The organism is Pseudothermotoga sp. (genome assembly GCF_031962025.1).
Classification (GTDB): Bacteria; Thermotogota; Thermotogae; order Thermotogales; family DSM-5069; genus Pseudothermotoga_B.
This window is the reverse complement of the sequence record NZ_JAVRKW010000006.1, coordinates 15,456-37,716: the sequence shown is the minus strand read 5'-3', so window position 1 is coordinate 37,716 and position 22,261 is coordinate 15,456. Positions and strand designations below refer to the sequence as shown.

Annotated in this window: 22 protein-coding genes and 1 tRNA gene; 16 read left to right on the top strand and 7 right to left on the bottom strand. The window is 40.5% G+C overall.

Going from position 1 to position 22,261, the window contains the following annotated elements:
• Positions 1 to 840, top strand: coding sequence for a carbohydrate ABC transporter permease (locus tag AC4E92_RS06175; protein ID WP_490239724.1), 840 nt, complete (start codon positions 1 to 3; stop codon positions 838 to 840).
• 10 nt (positions 841 to 850) lie between these two features.
• Here the strand turns inward: AC4E92_RS06175 and AC4E92_RS06170 are convergent, their stop codons facing one another.
• From AC4E92_RS06170 to AC4E92_RS06150, 5 genes are all read right to left on the bottom strand, one after another.
• Positions 851 to 1,369 (bottom strand): hypothetical protein, encoded by a 519-nt coding sequence (locus tag AC4E92_RS06170; protein WP_490239723.1) that lies wholly within the window; start codon positions 1,367 to 1,369, stop codon positions 851 to 853.
• Between the two features lie 31 nt (positions 1,370 to 1,400).
• Positions 1,401 to 1,916, bottom strand: coding sequence for a chromate transporter (locus AC4E92_RS06165; protein WP_490239722.1), 516 nt, complete (start codon positions 1,914 to 1,916; stop codon positions 1,401 to 1,403).
• A 1-nt stretch (position 1,917) separates the two neighbouring features.
• Complete coding sequence (locus tag AC4E92_RS06160; protein ID WP_490239721.1) at positions 1,918 to 2,451, bottom strand: chromate transporter; 534 nt, start codon at positions 2,449 to 2,451, stop codon at positions 1,918 to 1,920.
• 318 nt (positions 2,452 to 2,769) lie between these two features.
• Complete coding sequence (locus AC4E92_RS06155; protein ID WP_490239720.1) at positions 2,770 to 3,903, bottom strand: lysoplasmalogenase; 1,134 nt, start codon at positions 3,901 to 3,903, stop codon at positions 2,770 to 2,772.
• Positions 3,904 to 3,985: 82 nt separating this feature from the next.
• Positions 3,986 to 4,062: transfer RNA gene (locus tag AC4E92_RS06150), tRNA-Met, on the bottom strand.
• A 133-nt stretch (positions 4,063 to 4,195) separates the two neighbouring features.
• Here AC4E92_RS06150 and AC4E92_RS06145 point away from each other — a divergent pair.
• From AC4E92_RS06145 to argF, 9 genes are all read left to right on the top strand, one after another.
• Positions 4,196 to 4,543 carry a cupin domain-containing protein gene (locus tag AC4E92_RS06145; protein WP_490239719.1) on the top strand — a complete coding sequence of 116 codons (348 nt, stop codon included), beginning with the start codon at positions 4,196 to 4,198 and terminating at the stop codon, positions 4,541 to 4,543.
• A gap of 59 nt (positions 4,544 to 4,602) precedes the next feature.
• The gene (locus tag AC4E92_RS06140; protein WP_490239718.1) at positions 4,603 to 6,609 is read left to right on the top strand and encodes a methyl-accepting chemotaxis protein; all 2,007 of its coding nucleotides are present in this window, start codon (positions 4,603 to 4,605) and stop codon (positions 6,607 to 6,609) included.
• A gap of 151 nt (positions 6,610 to 6,760) precedes the next feature.
• Entirely contained in the window at positions 6,761 to 7,954 is a 1,194-nt protein-coding gene (locus AC4E92_RS06135; protein ID WP_490239717.1) for a metallophosphoesterase family protein, read from the top strand.
• A gap of 10 nt (positions 7,955 to 7,964) precedes the next feature.
• The gene (argS, locus tag AC4E92_RS06130; RefSeq protein WP_490239716.1) at positions 7,965 to 9,599 is read left to right on the top strand and encodes an arginine--tRNA ligase; all 1,635 of its coding nucleotides are present in this window, start codon (positions 7,965 to 7,967) and stop codon (positions 9,597 to 9,599) included.
• Positions 9,600 to 9,603: 4 nt separating this feature from the next.
• On the top strand, positions 9,604 to 10,098 hold the full coding sequence (locus AC4E92_RS06125; RefSeq protein ID WP_490239715.1) for a hypothetical protein: 495 nt from the start codon (positions 9,604 to 9,606) through the stop codon (positions 10,096 to 10,098).
• Entirely contained in the window at positions 10,037 to 11,329 is a 1,293-nt protein-coding gene (gene purB / locus AC4E92_RS06120) for an adenylosuccinate lyase (RefSeq protein WP_490239714.1), read from the top strand. Before AC4E92_RS06125 ends, purB begins: the two co-directional genes overlap by 62 nt.
• 32 nt (positions 11,330 to 11,361) lie before the next feature.
• Complete coding sequence (locus AC4E92_RS06115) at positions 11,362 to 12,564, top strand: adenylosuccinate synthase (protein WP_490239713.1); 1,203 nt, start codon at positions 11,362 to 11,364, stop codon at positions 12,562 to 12,564.
• 13 nt (positions 12,565 to 12,577) lie between these two features.
• Positions 12,578 to 13,096, top strand: a complete 519-nt coding sequence (locus AC4E92_RS06110; RefSeq protein WP_490239712.1) for a nitroreductase family protein — start codon at positions 12,578 to 12,580, stop codon at positions 13,094 to 13,096.
• A 13-nt stretch (positions 13,097 to 13,109) separates the two neighbouring features.
• Entirely contained in the window at positions 13,110 to 14,051 is a 942-nt protein-coding gene (gene argF, locus AC4E92_RS06105) for an ornithine carbamoyltransferase (protein ID WP_490239711.1), read from the top strand.
• Between the two features lie 42 nt (positions 14,052 to 14,093).
• Here argF and AC4E92_RS06100 read toward each other — a convergent pair whose 3' ends face one another.
• Positions 14,094 to 14,297 (bottom strand): cold-shock protein, encoded by a 204-nt coding sequence (locus AC4E92_RS06100; protein WP_490239710.1) that lies wholly within the window; start codon positions 14,295 to 14,297, stop codon positions 14,094 to 14,096.
• A gap of 123 nt (positions 14,298 to 14,420) precedes the next feature.
• A complete protein-coding gene (locus tag AC4E92_RS06095; RefSeq protein WP_490239709.1) occupies positions 14,421 to 15,581 on the bottom strand; it encodes a MalY/PatB family protein in 1,161 nt (386 codons plus the stop codon).
• A 211-nt stretch (positions 15,582 to 15,792) separates the two neighbouring features.
• Here AC4E92_RS06095 and AC4E92_RS06090 point away from each other — a divergent pair, with 211 nt between their 5' ends.
• Genes AC4E92_RS06090 through AC4E92_RS06065 form a run of 6 tightly spaced genes read left to right on the top strand, consistent with a single transcriptional unit; the run spans position 15,793 to position 22,261 of the window.
• Positions 15,793 to 16,842 (top strand): GntR family transcriptional regulator, encoded by a 1,050-nt coding sequence (locus AC4E92_RS06090; RefSeq protein WP_490239708.1) that lies wholly within the window; start codon positions 15,793 to 15,795, stop codon positions 16,840 to 16,842.
• Between the two features lie 26 nt (positions 16,843 to 16,868).
• Positions 16,869 to 18,194 (top strand): extracellular solute-binding protein, encoded by a 1,326-nt coding sequence (locus AC4E92_RS06085; protein WP_490239707.1) that lies wholly within the window; start codon positions 16,869 to 16,871, stop codon positions 18,192 to 18,194.
• Positions 18,195 to 18,238: 44 nt separating this feature from the next.
• Positions 18,239 to 19,141 (top strand): carbohydrate ABC transporter permease, encoded by a 903-nt coding sequence (locus tag AC4E92_RS06080; protein ID WP_490239706.1) that lies wholly within the window; start codon positions 18,239 to 18,241, stop codon positions 19,139 to 19,141.
• Complete coding sequence (locus tag AC4E92_RS06075; RefSeq protein WP_490239705.1) at positions 19,116 to 19,937, top strand: carbohydrate ABC transporter permease; 822 nt, start codon at positions 19,116 to 19,118, stop codon at positions 19,935 to 19,937. The genes AC4E92_RS06080 and AC4E92_RS06075 overlap by 26 nt, the downstream gene beginning before the upstream one ends.
• A 13-nt stretch (positions 19,938 to 19,950) precedes the next feature.
• Entirely contained in the window at positions 19,951 to 21,024 is a 1,074-nt protein-coding gene (locus tag AC4E92_RS06070) for an ABC transporter ATP-binding protein (protein ID WP_490239704.1), read from the top strand.
• Complete coding sequence (locus tag AC4E92_RS06065) at positions 21,011 to 22,261, top strand: CehA/McbA family metallohydrolase (protein ID WP_490239703.1); 1,251 nt, start codon at positions 21,011 to 21,013, stop codon at positions 22,259 to 22,261. Before AC4E92_RS06070 ends, AC4E92_RS06065 begins: the two co-directional genes overlap by 14 nt.

The following is a 22,261-nucleotide window of genomic DNA, read 5'->3' as shown; positions in this document are numbered from 1 at the left end:
ATGAAACAGTCGATAATTGTAGACATCATTATATGGTTTTTTCTGATTTCGTTTGCCATCTTCATTCTGGTACCGATTGTGTTCATGTTCACAGCCTCTGTCATGTCTTCAAAAAACATAATGAGAATACCGTATCCATGGATCAGTGGAGAGTTCAAATTGCAGAATTACTGGCAGGCTATAAAGGGAAATGATGGGAAATTCTTTTATCTGAGAAGTATCTGGAATTCCTTTTTAGTAGCATCTTTGACGACAGTTGGAACTGTGCTGTTGAGTTCTTTAACTGGCTATGGTCTTGCAAAGTACAGATTCAAAGGTCGAAACTTCGTGTTTATGATGATCCTGAGTACCATGATGATTCCATTCGAAGCGATAATGATCCCACTGTACCTCATCGTAACAAAAATGAACATGCAAGACACATATACCGGATTAATCGTGCCTCTTTTGATGAATGCCTTCGGTGTGTTCATGATGAGACAGTATTTGCTGACCTTTCCAGACGAATTGATTGACGCTGCCAGAATAGATGGAACAACTGAATTTGGTATATACTGGAAAATCGTTCTACCCAACAGTCTTCCGGCCGTTGCCACACTTGCTATTTTGACATTCAGATCCCAGTGGGATAACCTTCTGTGGCCCTTGCTCGTGGTGCAGAGCCCTGAAAAGAAAACCATACCGCTGTACATCATCCAGTTTGCAACAGAAAAATACACCAACGAAGGTGCTTTAATGGCGGCAGCGGCAATTGCCAGTATACCGATGTTTATACTGTTCTTTACACTGACAAAATACTTCCTATCAGGTGCAGAACTCTTTGCCGCAAGAAAAGATTAATCAATCAAGGCTATCTTGTTTGAAAATCAACAAGCTCAAAGGTGTAATCGGCTTCATAGATAGTAGATTTCAAAACAAGAGGTACCTGTTTGTTTACAACCCAGCTCATCAGTGGTTTGTCGTCCACAAAATAAGTGAACTTTTTTCCTGTGTACTTTCCAACTTTTTCTTCGCCATCGTAGGTGATCTTGATACCGTACATGTTCATGGTTGTTGGATTGTCCAGATCGATCATGCCAAAAAAACTCGTATAAGCCGGATTGTAGGCAAATGCAAACACGGCTGACAGATATGATGTAGCAAAATAGTCATAACTCAATTCTTCATCCTGTTTAACAGCAAATTTCGACCAGTGCGTGATCTCATAGCCATCTTTTGTTTTATCACTTGTGAAACCAACCAGAATTTCCTGACCCTGAGTGAAAACTTTGTAAGTGAACGATTTGAAATTGAGCAAATTCAGGGTAGCTTCATAAGCAAAAAGACAAACACATACCGCTAAGATGATCCCGGTTAATGTTTTTTTCACCATAATCCCCCCTTGTTGATCCTATTATACATTAAAAAACACCATAAACGACAACACCCACAAACCCACTTAAAAAGATCAAAATGAGTGGATGAATCTTGAATTTTGAAATACAGAAAAACACAGCCGCTGCGATTAATATCATCAACAGATCATTTATCTTTGGTGCAACCAGTGAATATATGGTCATACCAACCATTACTGTTGTGATACCAGTCAGTGCTCCGGACCATCTTTCTTTGTCAACTTTGATGCGTTTTGCCAGCAAAAACAAAGCTGAAATTATCAAAATTGGAGCAAGCAAAAAGGCAAAGGTGTTCACTGTGGCACCAATCAAGCCAAAATATTTGTAACCGGTGTATGTAGCGAGATTGATCGCAACAGGACCTGGAGTCATCTGTGCAATCGATACTACCTGAGCAAATTCTTCAACAGAAAGTACACCATTTGATACCATTTCATTTTTCAAAACTCCTACAATTGCCCAGCCGCCACCGAATGCGAAAAAACCTATTTTCAGGAAAATCAAAACCAGTTTTGCAAGCATTCTACTTCACCCCCTTGTAGTACAAAATGCCAACGACACCGAGAAAAACCAAGATGAGAAAGGAAGAATTTAAAACAAGCAATAAAACACCAGCTGATACGACTGCGAGTCTGAAAACATCCCACTTTTGGCGCCTGACAAGACCATAAAAAACATTGAAAACAAGTCCTATGACGGCGGCATAGCAACCTTTTAGAAAACTCTGAACGTAGATGTTGTTCGAAAATGGTCTTATCAAACTTGCAACAGCCACTATCGCGAAAAACGGCGGCAGAACGATAGCCAGTCCTGCCAAGAAAGCTCCAAAAATACCACATACCCTTTTACCGATCACAACAGCGGTGTTGAACGCAATTGGACCCGGTATAGATTGAGCAAGCGAAAGATCCCTGTAAAACTCATCCTCGCTGACCCATCCAAGCTTCTTTGCTTCCCATTGCATGACAGGGATCATCGCATAACCTCCACCGAGTGTGAAAGTGGATATCTTCAGAAAGGTGAAAAAGACCCTGTACAGCAGCCTGGAATTTTTCATCTCAATCAACTCCTACTTGGAGAATTACAATTGTTATTCTATCGAACATTTTGATCCTTCTGTGAAAGTTTAACAAAACTGTGCGCAAAAAATTTCTGATTCCTGACTTACTCAACATCAAAAGAAAAAAACTGGGGCTGTAAACCCCAGTCTCGCGAGAAGGTGTTAATCTATTGTGAGAGGTTGCTGGTTGCCAGAAAGTCAGATACTCCTTTCAGAAAATATGATACCTTTTATCAGAGCAAAAAAGGCAGGTGTAAGAAAATTTTTCGTGAATTGTTTCACTATTATCACAAAGCGATCTGATTTTTTGATTTTCTAAAAAATCGTTGACAGTGAGATGATCAACTGAGATGCAAAATACGTTGCAAGAATCAACAGATTGCGAAATGGCACTTTTCTCACAAATTTGTCAACGGCTATGAGAAAATCAGAAGCCACAAAAAGCCCGCCTGCAACAGGTAACAGCGCCCTAAGATAATAAATCCCACTGTATATGGGAGAAAACGAGAAAGCGAACATGGTTCCTATCGCTATAAGATATATGAATATGGGAAATCTCATACCTGCCAGATGTTTATACAGAACTGTAAAATACAAAGCCAGCAGTACCAAAAATACAGTTACGAAAATCCAGACTGGAGGGACAGCAAACTTCAAACCCAATCCAACTGAATACAACAAATGAGCTGATAAAAATGCGAGCATACCATGAATGAATTTTTCAGGTCTTTCCAAAAATGCATCACCAATTGCGCTAAAGATCAATCCAGAAACAATCAACCATTCGACACCATTGAAATTCACAGCCGCTATTGCAGCAGCACAAAGTGTTGTGAAAACTTTTATCATAGTGACCTTTTTGTGTCTGCTTTTAAAATAAATGGTGAAAGCTGCCAGAAAAATCATTGCTGTACACAAAATCAAAGTCAATTTCAACCGCACATTTTCTTTCCAACTGTAAATTTTTTCGACATCCTGTCTTGTTCCGACAAGATCACCCTGTCTGAAAGAAATGTATTGAGTATTAGCCATCGACTTGTTCGAAAACATGTGATTCCATGTGCTCACATAAACAACTACTGCGTCATCGACTTTCTCAAATTCGTCGATTGAAATCTCTGCCTTATTATGTAAATTTTTCAACTGATAGTAGGACTGTGAATCACAAAAATCATCTTCAAAGAGCACACGGTCCTTTAAAACAAAAAAGGTCTCGATGTCGTAAAACCTGCCCCATCTGAAGAAGCGATAGATATCATACACAAAATCCGTGAATGGATTGGGATGATCCTCATCCCAGAAGACAACAGTTATTTCCTTTCTATCACCATGATCGTATGAGTAAATACTGTGCACAGAGTTGTTTTTGTCAAAGGCTGGCATTCTTATTTCAACGGCAAAGGCAAAAAAGTACAGAAAGCTGATAAAAAGAACCGCATATCTTCGCACTCCATCCACCCCCAGAAAAAACAAAGAGCACGAGTGTGCTCCTGTTAAAAAATGAACTGCATGCACTTTTAAAAGATTTTTCTGGTGGCGGCGGTGGGATTCGAACCCACGACATAGTGATTATGAATCACTCGCTCTGACCATCTGAGCTACACCGCCATCGCATTATGTATGATACCACACCGATGTTTTCTTTTCAAGTGATCAGAAAAAAATAAAATACGTGTTAGTATATATTATATATGATGAATACTTCTTCCCTTTTAAAAGGGTCAACAGCGGGGGTGAAATCATGGTAATAAACCCACAGTCTATGCGAACAGAGAAAATCACCAGCATGCGCGGCGGCAAAGGAGAAGTCGATATACTTCATCTGATAGAAAAACAAGCCCTTTTGGGAAAAGCAAGACTTTTTGCAAAACTGTCTGTTAAGCCAGCTTCATCCATAGGAGAACACAGACACGAGAACGAATTTGAGATATTTTACATTCTATCGGGCAGAGGTTTATTCAACGATAACGGTCGCAGTATACCTGTTCAGGCTGGTGATATCTGTTTTACAGCGCCCGGAGAAACTCATTCAATCGAAAATACATCGCAACAAGATCTTGAGCTTTTAGCCATAATAATACTCATGTGAGTTGTGTTAGAATTACAATAGAAAAATAACAACATGTTTTTTAAAGGAGGGATTGTTGGATGAAATCTGTAAGATCAAGAATACTATTCTGGTTTTTAACAAGCACAATCACATTGCTTGTTATTTTAGGAATCTTTATTTATTTCCAAACGCAGAACACGGTCTTACCTCTCACCAAAGAGTTGAGCGCCGAAGTGGTGCGGGGCAATGCTGCGATGGTGAGCGAGTGGATCAACGGTAGATCTCTTGAACTGAAGGCTATCGCTCAGAGCAGTACGATGGATTTTCTTGTAACAGCCACATACTGGGTGGCTCAACAACTCTCAGAGAAGCTCAAAGACAGAAAAGAGGTATTTGAAACCTATTTCGTCTGTGATTACAAAGGTCAAATGTGGGAAACAGATAGTGCCAGCATAGTATCTTTCGATGCGAAAGATAGGGAATTTTTCAAAAAAATCGTCGGACAAAATCAACCAACTTTCATAGGAGAAATTCACCAATCACCACTGACCAAAAAGAACGTCTTTATAATTGCACATAAAGTTTTAGACAGCTACGGGAACGTGGCAGGTGTTTTTGGAGGTACTATTTCTCTGGACAAGTTGAGTGAAATGACCTCACAGATAAAGATGGGACAGGTAGGTTATGGATGGATTGTGGATGGAACAGGGCTGGTACTTGCCCATCCAAATAAAGATACAGTTCTCAAATTGAATGTTCTGAATAGCTCGCAGAAGGGTTATTCTGGTCTTGAAGAACTTGGAAAACAGATGGTCCAAGCCAAGACAGGTAATGGTTTAATCACTCTGCCAGACAAAAGTAAAGCATTTGTGTTTTTCACACCAATCAATTCAAGTCCCAACTGGACACTTGGCATGTCGATCCCAGAGAGTGATTTGATGGCTCGCGCAAATACCTTACTGAGGATCATGATCATCGTTATAGCCATAATAATTGGTATAGTGATATTCGTTTCCTTCGTCGTTGGTAACACGATCTCAAAGCCTATTAAAACTCTGGCAAAAGGTGTTGAACAATTTGGTAGTGGCGATCTGACAACACAATTTCAGTCAAAGGGCAAAGACGAAATAGCACATATGGCATCTGCTCTCAATTCAATGGCTGTCTCGTTAAGAGAATCCATGCGTTCAGTGAAAAATTCAGCCGACACGATAGATAACTTTTCCAGAGAACTTGAACAGATCGCACAGCACAGCAGTGATATAGCAAATAAACTTTCACTGAGAGCAGAGGAAATAAACAGAAACGTGCAAAATGCTTCTGCCTCAATACAGCAGGTCAGCTCTGGTGTTGAAGAGGTTGCGGCAAGTGCTCAAAATGTTTCAAAATCAACCCAGCAGTTAAGTGAGAGAGCAGAGAGAGTCACAAATTCTGCAAAAGAAGGTGAAAAAGCCATCGAGAAAATTGTCGAAATCGTAGCCAGAGCAAAGGAAAGAGCAGATCTCACCACCAGAACTGTCGGAGGCTTGACAGAAGACGCGAAAAACATTGCGACTATCGTTGAAACGATAAATTCAATAGCCGAACAAACAAACCTGCTGGCACTCAATGCGGCAATCGAAGCTGCAAGAGCTGGTGAAGCAGGTAGAGGTTTTGCAGTTGTTGCGGATGAGATAAGAAAACTCGCAGAGCAGAGCAAATCTGCCACTGAGAACATAGCCAATATATTGCGAAAAATTCAGCAAAGCGCGAAAGATGCCGACGAACAAACCAATCAAACGGCAAAGGTCGTGGAAGAAGCAAGTGAACAGGCATCTGTCGTTGGTAAACGTCTGAAAGATATCCTGTTTGAAGTAGAATCCATGGGTAGCATGGTCGAATCAACCGCTGCAAGTGCGCAGGAGCAAAGTGCAGCAACCCAAGAGATGGCAAGTGCAATGGATAACGCAACAAAAGCCGTAACAAGCATTGTGCAGCAAATTGAAGGTATGATGGAGCTGGTCAAAGATCAAACCGATGGTGCACAGAAAGTGAGCAAAGCAAGTGAACAGCTGATGGAAATGTCAAGAAAATTAATCGATGCACTCGCAAAATTCAAAATCTGAGCAGGGACTCTGTCCCTGCTTTTTTGTCCCGCATTAACAAATTCCTCGCAAATTTTTTCCGTACCTCATAATACAAAGTCAATTATCCGTTTTAAAACACGGTGTATAATCAGAAGTTGAAAGAAAACACAGCATTGTGAGGTAGAAAACGGTGAAAAGACTTTTTCTGAGCGATCTTCACATCGGAGACGGTTCAGCAAAAGACGACTTTGAATTCGATGCCGAACTTTCGAATTTGATAACTGATTTTGCACAGCACTCAGACGCTGAAATTGTTATCGTAGGGGATGGATTTGAGATACTCGAAAGTCGAGCTGTGAAAGAAATCGGTCTGGTACCTTTCAACAAGCTCAGTGAACAGCTCGATGGATCAGTTATAGATGACATAGCAAAAAAACATCCACTTGTTTTCGATGCTTTCAGAGAATTTGCAAAAAATCACAGTGTGTTTTACATCGTGGGAAACCATGATTACTATCTGTTATCAAACAAATCATTGCAAGAAAGGCTATCTGAATTGTTGAACGTCAAAATTGTGCCTTATTACTACGATCCCGACACAGGTATACTGGCAATCCATGGTAACCAGTTTGACATAATAAACAAATTTGGATACGACAAAAAGAACAAATCACTCGTTCCACCGCTTGGTGATTACATAGCAAGATACATGATGTTTTACTTTGATGAATATATTCAATCTCTTGTACCTTTTGAAGTGATACGAGATTACGACAACGTCAGACCCACCCTGGATGTTTTTCACTGGTTTGAAAGAGCTGTTGAAGTCTATGATGTTGGCATTGACGTACTCGAATTGTGGATAAGCACTTTCTTACAGATGATGAGAACATCAGAGGCAAAGTTCTGGATGAAGAAAAATTTTCCCGTGATGCACTGCTTTTCAAAGCTTTTTCTCAACAGAATGGGAGGAATGAGCTTAGGATCATTTCTGGTCAGGACAACTATGAAAATCAGAAATTTCAGAAGAACAGATTACCTTTACAAAGTAGCCAAAAACCTGCTTAAAGGTAAGAAAGTGTTAAACAAAGAAGATCTACTTGGCTATTGTGAACAAAAGCCTGAGATAGAAAAGCTCAATGGCGTCATATTTGGACATATACATCACAACTGTCTTAGAATTATTCCTCACGATGGACAGAACAAGTTCTACATCAACTGTGGTTCCTGGAGACCTGTGGTAGAAAAAGTGAACGGGAAAAAAAGATATGGTTTTCAAAGAAAGGCAGAGCTTTTTTACGCAATTATCACAGACAGCCAAAACAGCGATCTTGAGATAATAACAAGTGTCACAAACAAAATGAACCGCAACAGGACAATGTGAGGTGATTTTTTTGCTCAGAGAACTTTTAAAAGCGGAGCTTAAAAATGTCGTTGAAAGGATCGTCGGGTACAATTACAATTTCGAGGTGGACATCGCACCAGAAGGTTTTGGAGATTTTGCAACAAATGCCGCATTGATTGGGGCAAGATATGCCAGAAAACCTCCAATGCAGCTGGCAGAACAGTTGCGGGATGAATTAAAACACAGCGATCTGTTTGAAGCAATAAAGATTGCAAAACCAGGCTTTATAAACTTTGTCATGAAAAAATCTGCACTGCTGAAAGTGCTTTCAAAAACAATAGAACTCGATGAATATCCTTTGAGCAAGGTTGAACCAGAAAAGATCCAATTTGAATATGGCAGTGCCAATCCAACGGGACCATTCACCGTCGGTCATGGTAGACAGCTCGTCATAGGTGATGTTCTGGCAAATATCTTCACAGAACTCGGATATAAAGTGACAAGGGAGATGTACATAAACGACGCAGGAAGACAGATAAAATTGCTTGCAAAGTCTTTGTGGGTTCGATACAATCAGATTCTTGGTGTAAAAGACATCGATATTCCGGAAGATGGTTACCGCGGACAGTATCTAATAGAAATCGCCAGAAAGCTTGTTGAAGAACAGAAGGATAAGTACAAAGAAAAGTGGGATGAGCAGATTTCACTATTTTTTGAGCGATACGCCGTCGAGAATATTCTGCAGGACATGAAACACGATCTTTCAGAGCTCGGGTGTCATTTTGATGTCTACTTTTCTGAAAAATCCCTGATAAAGGATGGAACAGTCGATCAGGTACTTAAAATCCTTCAGGAAAAAGGCTACACTTACTGGAAAGATGGTGCTTTGTGGTTCAAGGTTTCTGAGTTTGTGGACGAGGATGACAAAGTATTGATAAAAAAAGATGGAAGTCTCACCTACTTTTTGACAGATATCGCATACCATTACAACAAGTACAAAAGAGGTTTTTCAAAAGTCTACGATATCTGGGGCAGTGACCACCACGGACATATTCCAAGAATGATGGCAGCGATGAAAGCCCTTGGTATAGAAGATGGGTTTTTCAATGTGATTTTGCACCAGTTTGTCACCCTAAAGCGCGGTGAAGAAATAGTGAGAATGTCAACAAGAGCCGGTGAGTTTGTAACCCTGCAAGAACTCAGAGAAGAAGTTGGAGTTGATGCCACAAGATACTTCTTTGCGATGATAGATCCAAACACCCACATGATCTTTGATTTAAATCTTGCAAAAGAAAGATCATCAGACAATCCTGTGTACTACGTTCAGTACGCCCACGCCAGGATTTGCAGTCTTTTCGAACAGGCAAAAATCAAATCGATCCCGTTCAAAAAAGGACAGGACATAGAATTACTGGATGATAAATCGGAGATCGATTTGATTAAAAAAATAGATGCATTCGAAGATACACTCAAAGATGTCGTAAGAACCATGTCTCCAAGCAAATTGACACAGTACCTTGAACAGCTCGCGTACGATTTTCACAGCTTCTACAATAAGTGCCTTATAGTAGATCAGGAAAATCTTAAACTTTCAAATGCGCGCTTGAATTTATCCTATGCGACGATGATTGTGCTCAGAAAAGGTTTGACATTGCTGGGCATAAGCGCGCCTGAAAAGATGTGATATCATGGCAAAATTGCTGTTTTCCTTTGCTGCGGTAATTTTACTCTATCTGTTGAAATTCAGCGCACGGAACATTTTGATCTTTTCGGCTTTTGCGATCCCAACATCTGTTTATTTTTCCATTAGAAAATTCAGAAAAACAGACATACTGCACACCGTCACTTTGATCCTAACAGTCGCGGTGATGATACTGCCCAAACTCAGAGGAATTGAAACTATACAGATTACACCGTTTTATACTGCTCTGATTATAAGTGTTTTATACGATTTAGCGTATTCCACAAAACTCTGGTATCCTGCCTGGATCGCATTCTGGGCCATTACAGGTTGGGGGCTTTTTGAGGTTGCAAAAATAAAACTGGAGAATAAATCATGGGTGATTTTTCTGGTAGTTGCCCTGATAGGTCTGAGAGATCTATTCGAGAGGAGGAAGTCTTGTGGTGGAAAGGTATGCCCTCTCACCGATGAAAGAGCTATGGGACCAAAGAACAACACTTGAAAGATGGCTCGAAGTTGAGCTGGCGGTGATGCAGGCTTACGAGGAATTTGGAATCATACCACCGAAAATCACAGATCGGGCAAGAAAAAACGCAGTGATAGACCTGAAACTTTTCAATGAATATGAAAGACAAACAGATCACGAAGTCATAGCTTTTGTAAAGATGGCGACAAGTAAAATGGGAGAAGAAGCTCGGTTTTTCCACTACGGATTGACTTCTTCCGATGTCATAGATACAGCGCTTTCTTTAACACTCACAAAAGCCTGTGAAATTCTCCTGAACCAGATGAAAGAATTGCTCAAAGCACTGTGGAAAATGGCTTTAGAACACAAATACACCCTGACAATAGGCAGGACACACGGGGTTCACGCAGAACCAACCACCTTTGGTTTAAAAGTGCTGAACTGGTATGCTGAGACAAAGAGAAACTACGAAAGATTGCTTTTTGCAAAAGAACAGATCAATTTTGGTAAGATAAGCGGTGCGGTCGGCAATTACGCAAACGTCCCACCGGAGATTGAAAAATCTGCGCTGGAAAAACTCGGTTTGAAACCAACACCAGTGTCAAGTCAAATTGTCAACAGAGATCATCACGCATTTTTTGTGATGACACTCGCACTCATAGCCAGTGGAATTGAACGGATGGCAACCGAAATAAGGCATCTGCAAAAAACAGAAGTGCTTGAAGCACAGGAACCATTCAAAGAAGGACAAAAAGGCTCGAGTGCCATGCCGCACAAACAAAACCCAATTCTCTGTGAGAGATTGTGCGGTCTGTCCAGAATAATGAGATCTTTTGTAAACACCGCGATTGAAAACAACATACTCTGGCACGAAAGAGACATATCTCATTCATCGGCTGAAAGATACATTTTGCCGGATGCAACTCAAACGCTTTATTATATGCTGGTAAAAGCCAAGTATCTGATCGAAAATCTCGTCGTGTACAAAGATAACATGATGAGAAATATCAACATAACAAATGGGTTGATATATTCTCAGAGATTGATGCTCGCACTCATTAACAAAGGTCTTTCGAGAAATGAAGCATACGATCTTGTTCAGTCTCTATCACTCAAATGCTGGCAAACAAAGGAAAATCTCAAAGATCTTGCAAAAAGCAATCTCAAAATTTTAAAAGAAGAAGAAATAGAGTCGATCTTTGATCCAAATTACTACTCAAGACATGTCGATGAGATCTACAAAAGATTTGAGCAGGAGTATGTCTAAAAAATCAACGCCCGAAGGGAGGAAAACATTCAGTGAAAACAGCGGTGATAGGACTTCAATGGGGCGATGAAGGAAAAGGAAAGGTCGTCACTTATCTTTCAAGAAATTACGATTGTGTGGTCAGATATTCTGGTGGGAGTAACGCAGGGCATACTGTAGATTACGGAGATTTCAAAGTAGTACACCATCTACTACCATCTGCCGATTTGAAAAAACAGAAAATGATGTACATCGGTCCGGGAGTTGTTGTGGATTTCGATGTGTTGATTGAAGAAATCCAGCAGATTGATCATATTCTACCATACGCAAGATCTTTGCTCAGAATTTCCAGACAGGCTCATATTGTACTTCCCATTTACAGGGAGCTTGATGAAAAAATAGATAAATCGCGCCTGACTGCAATAGGTACAACCAGAAGAGGTATAGGTTTGTCGTATGCAAACCGGGCTCTCAGGTGTGGCTTGAGGATACAGGATCTGAAAGATGTCTCCAGAACAAGAGATTTCATAGAGGAATTATCGCGTATATGGAAGATAAAAATCGATGTGCAAAAGACCCTGGACGAACTGATGAAAAAATACTATTCCATTGAGGATCTTCTGATTGATAGTTCAAAAGCCGTCAGAAACCTAAAAGAGAAGGATCTTTTATTCGAAGGCACTCAGGGTGTTCTGCTTGATGTAGATGTGGGCACATATCCGTATGTAACCTCCACAAACTGTTCAAGTACAGGTGTACAAACTGGCTTTGCCTATCCAATCAAACTGGATCAGATTTTTGGCGTTATGAAGGCGTACACCACAAGGGTGGGTGAAGGACCATTCCCCACCGAACTGAAAGGTGAAGAAGGAGAAAGACTCCGTAAACTCGGTGGAGAATACGGTGCCACAACCGGCAGACCAAGAAGATGCGGCTGGCTTGATCTTGTTTTGCTCAGATATGCCGTTGAATCCAGTGGATGTACCTCACTTATTCTGACAAAAGCGGATATTCTGTCAGGTTATGAGAAAATTCCAGTTTGCGTTGCCTACAAAATCAAAGGCAAAATTTTTGAAGCGCTGGACAACCTTGAACTCATAGATCAAGTTGAACCGGTATATGAATTGCTCGACGGATGGAAATCTCTGCATTCAAAAGAATTCGAGAAATTCACAGTGAAAATTGAAAGAGAAATCGGTGTAAAATTCTCTTACATATCAACAGGTCCAAGGGTTGATGAGATAATAAAAATCTGAGGGGGTGATCCCATTGGAATTACTCGAAGCAATCAAAACAAGAAGGAGTATAAGACATTATGAACCAACCGATGTACCAAAGGACATTGTAATGCAAATTTTGCAGCTTGCTTTGAACGCTCCAAGTGCCGGCAACAAGCAGCCTTGGAGAATACACGCTGTACACAATGCCACCTTGAGAAAGCATCTGTGTGATGCCGCTGGTGGTCAGTTATTTTTATTGGAAGCTCCCTGGGTCATCTGCATAATAGCAGTTCCCGAAGAGAGTGCAACCAGATATGGTGAAAGAGGTAGAAACCTTTATTGCATTCAGGATACCGCAGCGCTCATAACTCACATCATGCTCATTGCAAGAAACTTTGGACTTGATACCTGCTGGGTGGGTGCATTCGACGAAAAAAAGGCTGGAGAAATTCTTCAGCTACCAGCCGGTCAAAGGTGTGTTGCGATGATTCCCCTTGGATATGCAGCTGAACCAAGAAAAGACCGTCCAAGAAAGCCATTGAATGAAATAGCGGTATTTTACGAGTGAAGGAGGTAAAAACATGGCGGTTAATTTGACAGGAAGATCGCTGTTAACACTGCTCGAGTACACTCCAGAAGAGATCAGTTTCCTGCTTGATCTTTCGGCACAGGTAAAAAGAGAAAGCAGGGCAAAAGTCATTCACAGAAGATTTCTGGGTAAAACACTGGCGATGATTTTTGAAAAGCGTTCTACAAGAACAAGACTTGCCTTTGAAACGGCTTTTGCAGAAGAAGGTGGACATCCAATTTTCCTGTCTATCCAGGATATTCAACTTGGAGCAAAAGAATCAATTGAAGACACAGCAAGGGTACTTGGACGAATGGTCGATGCAATAATGTTCCGCGGTTACAAGCAAGAGACTGTTGAGGCACTGGCAAAATATTCTGGTGTTCCTGTCTACAATGGTTTGACCGATGTGTATCATCCAACGCAGGTCCTTGCAGATCTAATGACAGTTCAGGAAACCTTTGGAAAACTGAAAAATATCAAGCTGGTTTTCATGGGTGACGGAAGAAACAACATGGCAAACTCGCTGATGATAGGCTGTGCAAAGATGGGAATGCACTATGTCATCTGCTCTCCAAAGGAACTCAGACCCGAAGAGAATCTTCTCAAAACCTGCCTTGACGTTGCTCAGCAGACAGAGGCAAAGATTGAGATAATAGAAGATCCAGAAAAAGCCGTTGAAGGTGCCGATGTTATCTACACAGATGTCTGGGCATCAATGGGAGAGGAAAGTAAACAACAGGAACGCGAGAGACTGCTCAGACCTTATCAGGTGAATGAAGCTCTGATGAAAAAAACCGGTAAAAAAGAAACCATCTTTCTGCATTGCTTACCCGCTGTAAAGGGTCAGGAAGTCACATTCGATGTCATTGAAGGAAAACAGAGCCGTGTCTGGGATGAGGCAGAAAATAGAAAACACACGATAAAGGCACTCATGATCGCCACGCTGTTGTAATAAAAAACGGAGCCGTCTGGCTCCGTTTCAATTTTGTTCGATTCAGTTTATTGGAACTACGTTAACCGCTTGGGGTCCTTTGCTTCCCTGCTGAACTTCAAACTGAACTCTCTGACCTTCTTTGAGTGTTTTAAAACCATCGCTCTTAATCGCAGAGAAGTGTACGAATACGTCCTCTCCACCTTCCTTGGTGATAAAACCGTAGCCTTTCTTTGAATCGAACCACTTAACTGTACCTTTGAACATACTGATTCCTCCTAAACTTCTGGCGGTCATCCGCCTGCGTTGATTTCATGATAGCACAGCTTTGAACTCAAAACTCAAAAAAACAGAGAAAAAATGACTTCGCCATTGTATTGTTACAGGCAATCAGCCAAAAGACACATTCTTCTTCATGCCCAGCGAATCATAAGCCAGTTTCATTCTTTGCATTATCTGCTCAAGTGATTTTCGCGAGCAGGCAATATTCAACCTCACCGAGTTTGGATCGCCGAAATCTGCACCGTCGTTCAAATAAACCCTGGCATTTTTGAGAAAAAACTGTTGAGGATTTTCCAATCTCAGCTTTGAACAATCCAGCCACATCAGGAAAGTTCCCTCCGAAAGTGTGAGATCTATCAAAGGCATATTCTCTTTCACAAATTCATAGACATAATCTCTGTTGGACTGCAAAAAGTCTATCAATTCATTCAACCATTGCTCTGCTTGGGAATAAGCCACATGAAGAGCGATTATACCAAAGATATTTGCAGTTGTTAATTCCAATCTCTCGATGGCTTTTTTGTAAGAATTTCTCAATTTTTCATCCGGTATTATTCCATAAGAATTTGTCAAACCCGGCACGTTAAAAGTCTTCCCTGCTGAGTTGAGCACTATTACGTTCTTTTGACCTATTCTGAGCAATGAAGTGAACCTGGCAGGTTTGTAAACTATATCGGCGTGTATTTCATCGCTGATGATGATCAGATTGTGTTTTAGTGCTATAGAATAAAGCATTTCAAGTTCTTTTTGGGTCCATACCCTGCCAACAGGATTGTGTGGATTTGAGATGATGATGAGTTTTGTCTTTTCATCAATTATTCTTTCCAAGTTCTCAAAATCCATTCGATAGGTATTTTCAATTCTTTTGAGCCGATTTTCAAGAATTGTCCTTTCATTTTTCTTTACAACTGCAAAAAACGGCGGGTAAACCGGCGGTTGAATTATGATCTTATCACCTGGCTGTGTGAGAACATTGACCAGAATTGCGATCATAGGGACAACACCGGGTCCATCTACGATCCAGTTTTTTTGAATTTCGCAATCGTACCTTCTTTCATACCACTTTTGTATCGCTGCGTAATAATCATCACAGCGAAAGGTGTACCCAAAGACACCATGTTCAATTCTTTTTGAAAACGCTTCGAGTATCTGTGGGGCTGTTTTGAAATCCATATCTGCAATCCAAGCTGGAATCACATCCTGACCATATTTGTTGATGATAAAATCATACTTCACAGAGTTTGTGTTGATTCGATCGACACAATCCAATTCATATCCCACCTTTCAACAGCAAAATCCTTTTTGATTTTAACAAAAATCAATCGCTGAAACAAAAGCCTTGAATCACAGAATAAACTGATCATCTTATGAGACACCACCACAATGACAATTCTCACGCCTTTTGCGAAAATCTTTAAGTATGGTATTGACACTACTGAAATAATATGATATAACATGTAATGACAAGTGGGGGCGTACAATGAAAAACAAACCTATGTATGCGGTTGTAAAAGAATATATCCTCTCAAAAATCAAGAAAGGTGAACTTTTTCCAGAAGACCGTATACCTTCAGAAAGAGAATTGATGGATTTATTTCAGGTAAGCAGGATTACCGTCAGAAAAGCTATAGATGAACTGGCTATCGAAGGTTATATTTATAGACTGCAGGGTATAGGTGCATTTGTTCAAAAACCTTCTCCAAAGGCACAGGCGGTTTCTTCAAAATTAGTTGGAGTCTTCCTAACAACGGCTTCTGACGTGTTGAGTGTTGGTATTCTCCGGGGTTTGGAAGAATATCTTTCTGTGCTTGGTTTTCACCCTGTAGTTCAATTTTCTGACAACGATGAAAACTCTGAGAAAGAAAAGCTCGATAGATTGATTCAACTTCAGGTAGCAGGCTTTATAATCCTTCCACACCTTTGTTCACTTTCGGACCAAACATTGCTGGATTTGGTGAAACAGAAAAAACCCCTGATTTTCGTCGATAGGACAATCGAGGGTCTGGAATACCACAGCGTTCAATCAGACAATCAAAAAGGGGCTTACGATATAACAAGGCATCTGTTAGAGACTCATGGTTATAAAAAAATAGCCTTTGTCTCATGGGAAAGCACAAAAGTCAGCAGCGTTAGAGAAAGATTATACGGTGCTAAGAAAGCCTGCGATGAATTTGGAGGGAATCTTCAATTAATTCAAATAGAGAAAACGCAAATAAAAGAATTGCATCAGCTTGTTAGGAAATTCGACGCAATTTTCGCCTGTACAGATTTGCTCGCCATAGAAATTATCTCGCACCTGCAGGCGTATAAAATAAGAATACCAGAAGACATAGCTATCGTTGGTTTTGATGACAGGCCTTTCAGTGAATTCATTCAACCAAGGCTCACAACTGTCAGACAATATCCCGAGAAAATCGGTGAGAAGGCAGCGGCCGCTCTTGTCTCTTTGATGGCTTGGAATAGCACTGAAAAGCAGATACATTACATTCCAACAAAACTCGTCGTTAGAAATTCTTGTGGTTGCAAATAAACACTTTACAAGGGGGAGGTGTTTTTATGAAAAGGTGGATCTGTTTATTGCTTGTATTTGCATTGACTATCTTTGTGGTTGCAGAGAAAATAACTGTCATCGCAAATGCTATCAAGGGTGGAAAAAACACCCAGGTTGTTGAATGGTTTGAGAAGTTTCTCCCTGATATTGAAAAAGAACTCGGTATCCAGGTTGAATTAATTCAAACTGGTATAAAAGATGAAGATTTCAAAGCCAGAATTGTGCTCGACATCAAAGGTGGAGGAGGAGCAGACATACTTTGGATCGATGGTTTCTGGGTACCAGAGTTTGTTGAGGCTGGATATTTAAGACCTATTGATGACATTCTCGAGTCAATTCCAGCGTGGAAATATTATTACGATTCTATGAAAGCCATGGGCAGTTACAAGGGAAAGACATATCTTGTACCAGCCTCTACAGATGTAAGGATGATCTACTACAACAAAGAACTCTTCAAAAAAGCTGGAATCTCAATTCCATGGCAGCCGAAAAGCTGGGAAGATATTATCAAAACTGCGAGAATAATCAAAGAAAAACTTCCCGGTGTAATACCACTGCAGATCAACGCAGGTACAGAAATGGGAGAAGCAACGACCATGCAGGGATTTTTCATGGTTTTACTTGGAGCTGGCGGAAATCTTTACGATTGGGAAACCGGAAAATGGATTGTAAACAGTAGTGCATTGAGAGACACGCTGAATTTCTACAAGCAGATATACGTTGACGAAAAACTGGGCGACGCCGAACTTCAAGTATCACCTGGTGCTCGCGAAAAAACATTTGATCTGTTCAGGCAGGAAAAGATTGCTATGTATGTCGAAGGAACCTGGATGTACACATCTGTTCTCAATCCAAACAACCCATCGTGGGGTTTCCCTGACAGAGACGAGAGAATTGGCTGGGCTGCAATGCCTGGTAGAGGCAAACCCGGTGATCCGGAATTCGTTTCCATATCCGGTGGAACGGGGTTTGCTGTGAATCCAAATACGAAAAATCCAAAACTTGTAGCAGAGGTTCTGAAGAGAATTCTTTATATCGAACCACAACTCAGTTATTTTGCACTCAAACCTTTTGTCTCTCCAAGATCTGATCTTGCCGATTCATGCTGGGCAGTAAATAGAGACAAATTCATAGCCGAAACGAGCAGAGCATTGGTAAAATACACCACATTTAGGCCCGCGTTCCCAGTTTACCCAGAAATTTCATTCCAGGCGCAGCTGTTAACCGAAAGAGTTATCACAAAGCAAATGACAGTGGAACAAGCCCTCAAAGAATTTGCAGCCGAAGTTACGCGCATAGTTGGGAAACAAAACATCATCGAAAAGCCATGAATGTAGGGGGCATTCTTGCCCCCGTTTTCTGGGCGGTGGGTATTTTGCAGAGAAGATATCTCATGGGTAAAAGAGCCGTTGTGTTTCTACTGGTTCCAGCTTTAATCCTCATATCCATTTTTCTCATATTTCCAGCCATTTGGGTTTTGAAACTTGGGATGACAAATGAAACATTGACTGGTGTCAAAGCAAGAGAGCCTGACTTTGTAGGACTCGAAAACTTCTTCAGGGTTTTTTCTGACCGTTTTTTCTACAATGCTTTGAAGGTAAGCCTCCTATTCGTTTTCGGTTCAGCAATAATTGGACAAGCCGGATTGGGAATGACTTTAGCCATGCTGACGTACAGAAAAAGCCGCAAGTTGAAAACACTTGTTCAATCAATAATTATACTTGCCTGGATCATTCCAGAAGTAGTTGTCGCTTATCTGTGGATTGCATTTTTGGACAAAGATTTTGGAACTTTGAATGTACTATTATCGAAGTTGGGTTTTGAAAAAGTCAACTGGTTCTACAATCATCCTATTTTGACTATCATTTTATTCAACACCTGGAGGGGAACTGCCTATTCTATGCTGCTGTTTTCTGCAGCCCTTGAAACTATTCCACCTTCCTATCTTGAGACAGCTGACATAATAGGGACATCATTCTATAGAAAATTCAAAGACATAATTTTGCCTAACATAAAAGGATACATCTTTACGGATTTTATTTTAATAACACTCTGGACTTTTAATGTTTTCACGCCTTATCTTTTAACAGGTGGAGGACCTTCTTTTAAAACAGAACTTCTACCAATCTACATATACAGAAATGCATTTAAATACTTCAAAATAGGCTATGGGTCTGCAATATCAACGATCATCTTACTCATAAATTTTCTTTTGGCAATCTTTTACATAACGCTATCGCGGAGGAAAAAACATGAAGGATCCAAGAGGATTAAGTAAGGTTATAAACTATATAATCCTTGCACCAATATTAGCTTTCTTCGTTGCGCCAATCCTTTGGCTACTGATAACTCCTTTCAGTTCAAGGCCATCTTTGTTCATATCGGTTTCAACTCCAACATTGAACAACTTTGTAAGAGTTTTTCAGAACAAAACTGCAATCAATGCATTCAAAAACAGCTTGATCATCTCGGTGGGTGTAGTATTTCTGGTCACGATCTGTGCACTTTTTGCTGCTTACGTTCTTTCAAGGCACTATTTCAAAGGCAGAGATATCTTACTTTACATTCTGGTTCTTTTCTCGAGCATAGTCACTGGTGTGGCAGCAATGGTCCCAATATTTATGTTGAATCTGAGATTAGGTCTAATAGACAAAGAAATTGGAGTTGTTTTAACAATGGCTGGGGGCATGCTACCAACATCGATATTCATCCTGAGAGATTTTTTTGATTCCATTCCAAAAACTTTCGAGGAAGCAGCGCTCGTAGATGGAAGCTCACCATTACAAGTCATGTTCAGAATTTTCTTGCCACTTTCAAGCAAGGGGATAATAGTCATTGCTATGCTTGTTTTTGCGCAATCATGGAGCAACTTTCTCATTCCCTTCATTTTACTGAGAACACACACGAAATATCCTGTTTCGATAGCAATATACACATTTTTCAGCGAAGTTGGAATACCTGATATCGGCATGATATCTGCATACGCATTACTTTACACGGCACCTGTGATAATCATGTATTTTTTGGTCGAGCGTAAATTTGGCTTTTCATTCTACGGCGGCATAAAAGGTTAAAGGAGGTAGTATTGTGCCCTGGTTAGAGTTCATAAATGTCGTCAAAAGATTCTCTGATGTTACAGCCGTCAACAATGTGAGCTTCTCAATAGAGAAGCAGGATTTTTTCACATTGCTTGGTCCTTCAGGTTGTGGCAAAACGACTACTCTCAGGCTCATAGCAGGACTTGAATTACCGGACGAAGGAAAGATTTTCATAGCAAACCAAGATGTCACATACAAACTTCCAAAAGAAAGAAATGTTGCCATGGTATTCCAAAACTATGCCCTTTACCCACATATGACTGTGAAAGAGAATATTTCATACCCACTTATTGTAAGAAAGATACACAAGCAAGAAATAGAAAAAAAGGTTCGTTTTGTTGCCGAAAGCCTTCAAATAAGTCAATTGCTTGATAGGTATCCACAACAAATAAGTGGTGGGCAACAGCAAAGAGTTGCCTTGGCTCGTGCCATGATACAAACACCCACCGTGTTTTTACTCGATGAACCTCTGTCCAATTTGGATGCGAAACTCAGGCTTGAGGCGAGAAGTTTCTTGAAACACTTATACACCGAATTGGGTACAGCTGTAGTTTACGTTACACACGATCAAGCAGAGGCGATGGCTCTGTCAACAAAAATTGCCGTAATGGATAATGGGAGTATCAAGCAAATGGGCTCACCCAGACAGATCTATGATCAACCCAGCAATATCTTTGTTGCTTCATTCATAGGAAATCCCCCGATGAACATAATTCCATGTAAAATCTCAGATGGATATTGTTTTATTGGTGAGCAGAAATTTCAAATAGCACATTTACAGGATATAAATCAGAATGCGTATCTTGGAATCAGACCAGAAAATATACAAATAGATCCAGCGCAGGGAGATCTCTGCGCACAGGTTTTTGTGATAGAACCTCTCGGAGTAGAGACGATAATCACGTTGAATGTTGATGGTTACCAACTCAAATGCCTTATTTTTGAGGATGCACCATACACACCGGGTGATAAAGTCTGGATCAAGTTGAAAAGAGACAAGATACACATATTTGACAGAAACGGTGAAAGAATACGAGGAAGTGAGAAAGTTGATAGTCATTGAAGGCAAATTAACTGTAGAAGATTCAAAAAAAATATTGTTTCAAGAATTCAAAGTTCCACAAGATACAAGTGCGGTGAAAATACAATTTGATTACACACCAGCCTCAATAGGACCTATTCAGAATCATGTGAATCTTCTCATTTATGACTCGATGAACAGGTTCATGGGGCGGTATGACCGGGGAACGGAGCAGCTCATAATTGGAAATCAGGCAAGCTCAGCAGCACAGAAAACCCTCCCATTACCAGGAAAATGGAAAATTTGTTTTGAGAATCATTATCTTTTCACAGATGTTTCCTACAGGCTGTCCATAACCTTTGAAAGCGGTTTGACCTGCAAGGCATTCACCGGCGAGTTGCACACTCACACCGTTCATAGTGATGGTTCTTTCAGTGTAAAGGGACTTGCAGATTACCTGAAAGATCTTGGCTTCGATTTCTTCTTCTTAACAGACCACAGCAATGTAACTGGTTGGAGAGAAATACCTGATATCGAAAGCATAATGTGTTTTCAAGGGCAAGAATTGAACACCTTTAATGGCCATGCACTTGTTCTGGGTTGCAACACGTTCATAGACTGGAAAGATCCCGATGGACGTAAAAAAGAAATAACTCAAATAATTAACCAAGTACATCATCAATACGGATTGATAGGAGCCGCACATCCATTTGCACTTGGGGATCCTTTGTGCGTTGGGTGCAAATGGACCTATGATTTTGATCCATTCGAGATGGATTTTACAGAAGTTTGGAATGCAGATCTGAGCCGTACAGAACTGAACTTTGAAGCTATTGGCAGGTGGATTGAAAATCTCAAAAAAGGTAAAAGAATCACAGCCACGGCAGGCAGGGATCTGCACAGAAAATCTGAAACAGACTGGCTAAAAACAATTGTGTTCACAAGAGAACTAAGCCTCTCAGAGGTTCTTTTCGCAATCAAAACTGGTAGAGTGATCTTGAGCTATACAGATAAAGTTTTCTTCATGGTTGAAGGCAAAACAAGCGGAGAAGTAATATGTCCAAAAGATAAAGTGAATGTCAAAGCCTCGTTTGGTCAAATGGATCAAAGAACCGTGCTTGTCATTACCAGAAAGGATGCGAAAGATCTTGGCAGAATCAATGAGTTAGACATGAACATCGATATAGAATCCGACGATTTCATTTTACTAATGGTTCTTGGCAAAAATGACCTCCCGCTGGTTATTACAAATCCTGTTTTTGTGAAAAGAGGTGACTGA

What these genes read in the sequence shown, in the direction of transcription:
- AC4E92_RS06175 (WP_490239724.1), top strand. Translation starts at nt 1, where the DNA reads ATGAAACAGTCGATAATTGTAGACATCATTATATGGTTTTTTCTGATT.
- AC4E92_RS06165 (WP_490239722.1), bottom strand. Translation starts at nt 1,916, where the DNA reads ATGCTTGCAAAACTGGTTTTGATTTTCCTGAAAATAGGTTTTTTCGCA.
- AC4E92_RS06160 (WP_490239721.1), bottom strand. Translation starts at nt 2,451, where the DNA reads ATGAAAAATTCCAGGCTGCTGTACAGGGTCTTTTTCACCTTTCTGAAG.
- AC4E92_RS06145 (WP_490239719.1), top strand. Translation starts at nt 4,196, where the DNA reads ATGGTAATAAACCCACAGTCTATGCGAACAGAGAAAATCACCAGCATG.
- AC4E92_RS06140 (WP_490239718.1), top strand. Translation starts at nt 4,603, where the DNA reads ATGAAATCTGTAAGATCAAGAATACTATTCTGGTTTTTAACAAGCACA.
- AC4E92_RS06125 (WP_490239715.1), top strand. Translation starts at nt 9,604, where the DNA reads ATGGCAAAATTGCTGTTTTCCTTTGCTGCGGTAATTTTACTCTATCTG.
- argF (WP_490239711.1), top strand. Translation starts at nt 13,110, where the DNA reads ATGGCGGTTAATTTGACAGGAAGATCGCTGTTAACACTGCTCGAGTAC.
- AC4E92_RS06100 (WP_490239710.1), bottom strand. Translation starts at nt 14,297, where the DNA reads ATGTTCAAAGGTACAGTTAAGTGGTTCGATTCAAAGAAAGGCTACGGT.
- AC4E92_RS06090 (WP_490239708.1), top strand. Translation starts at nt 15,793, where the DNA reads ATGAAAAACAAACCTATGTATGCGGTTGTAAAAGAATATATCCTCTCA.
- AC4E92_RS06085 (WP_490239707.1), top strand. Translation starts at nt 16,869, where the DNA reads ATGAAAAGGTGGATCTGTTTATTGCTTGTATTTGCATTGACTATCTTT.
- AC4E92_RS06075 (WP_490239705.1), top strand. Translation starts at nt 19,116, where the DNA reads ATGAAGGATCCAAGAGGATTAAGTAAGGTTATAAACTATATAATCCTT.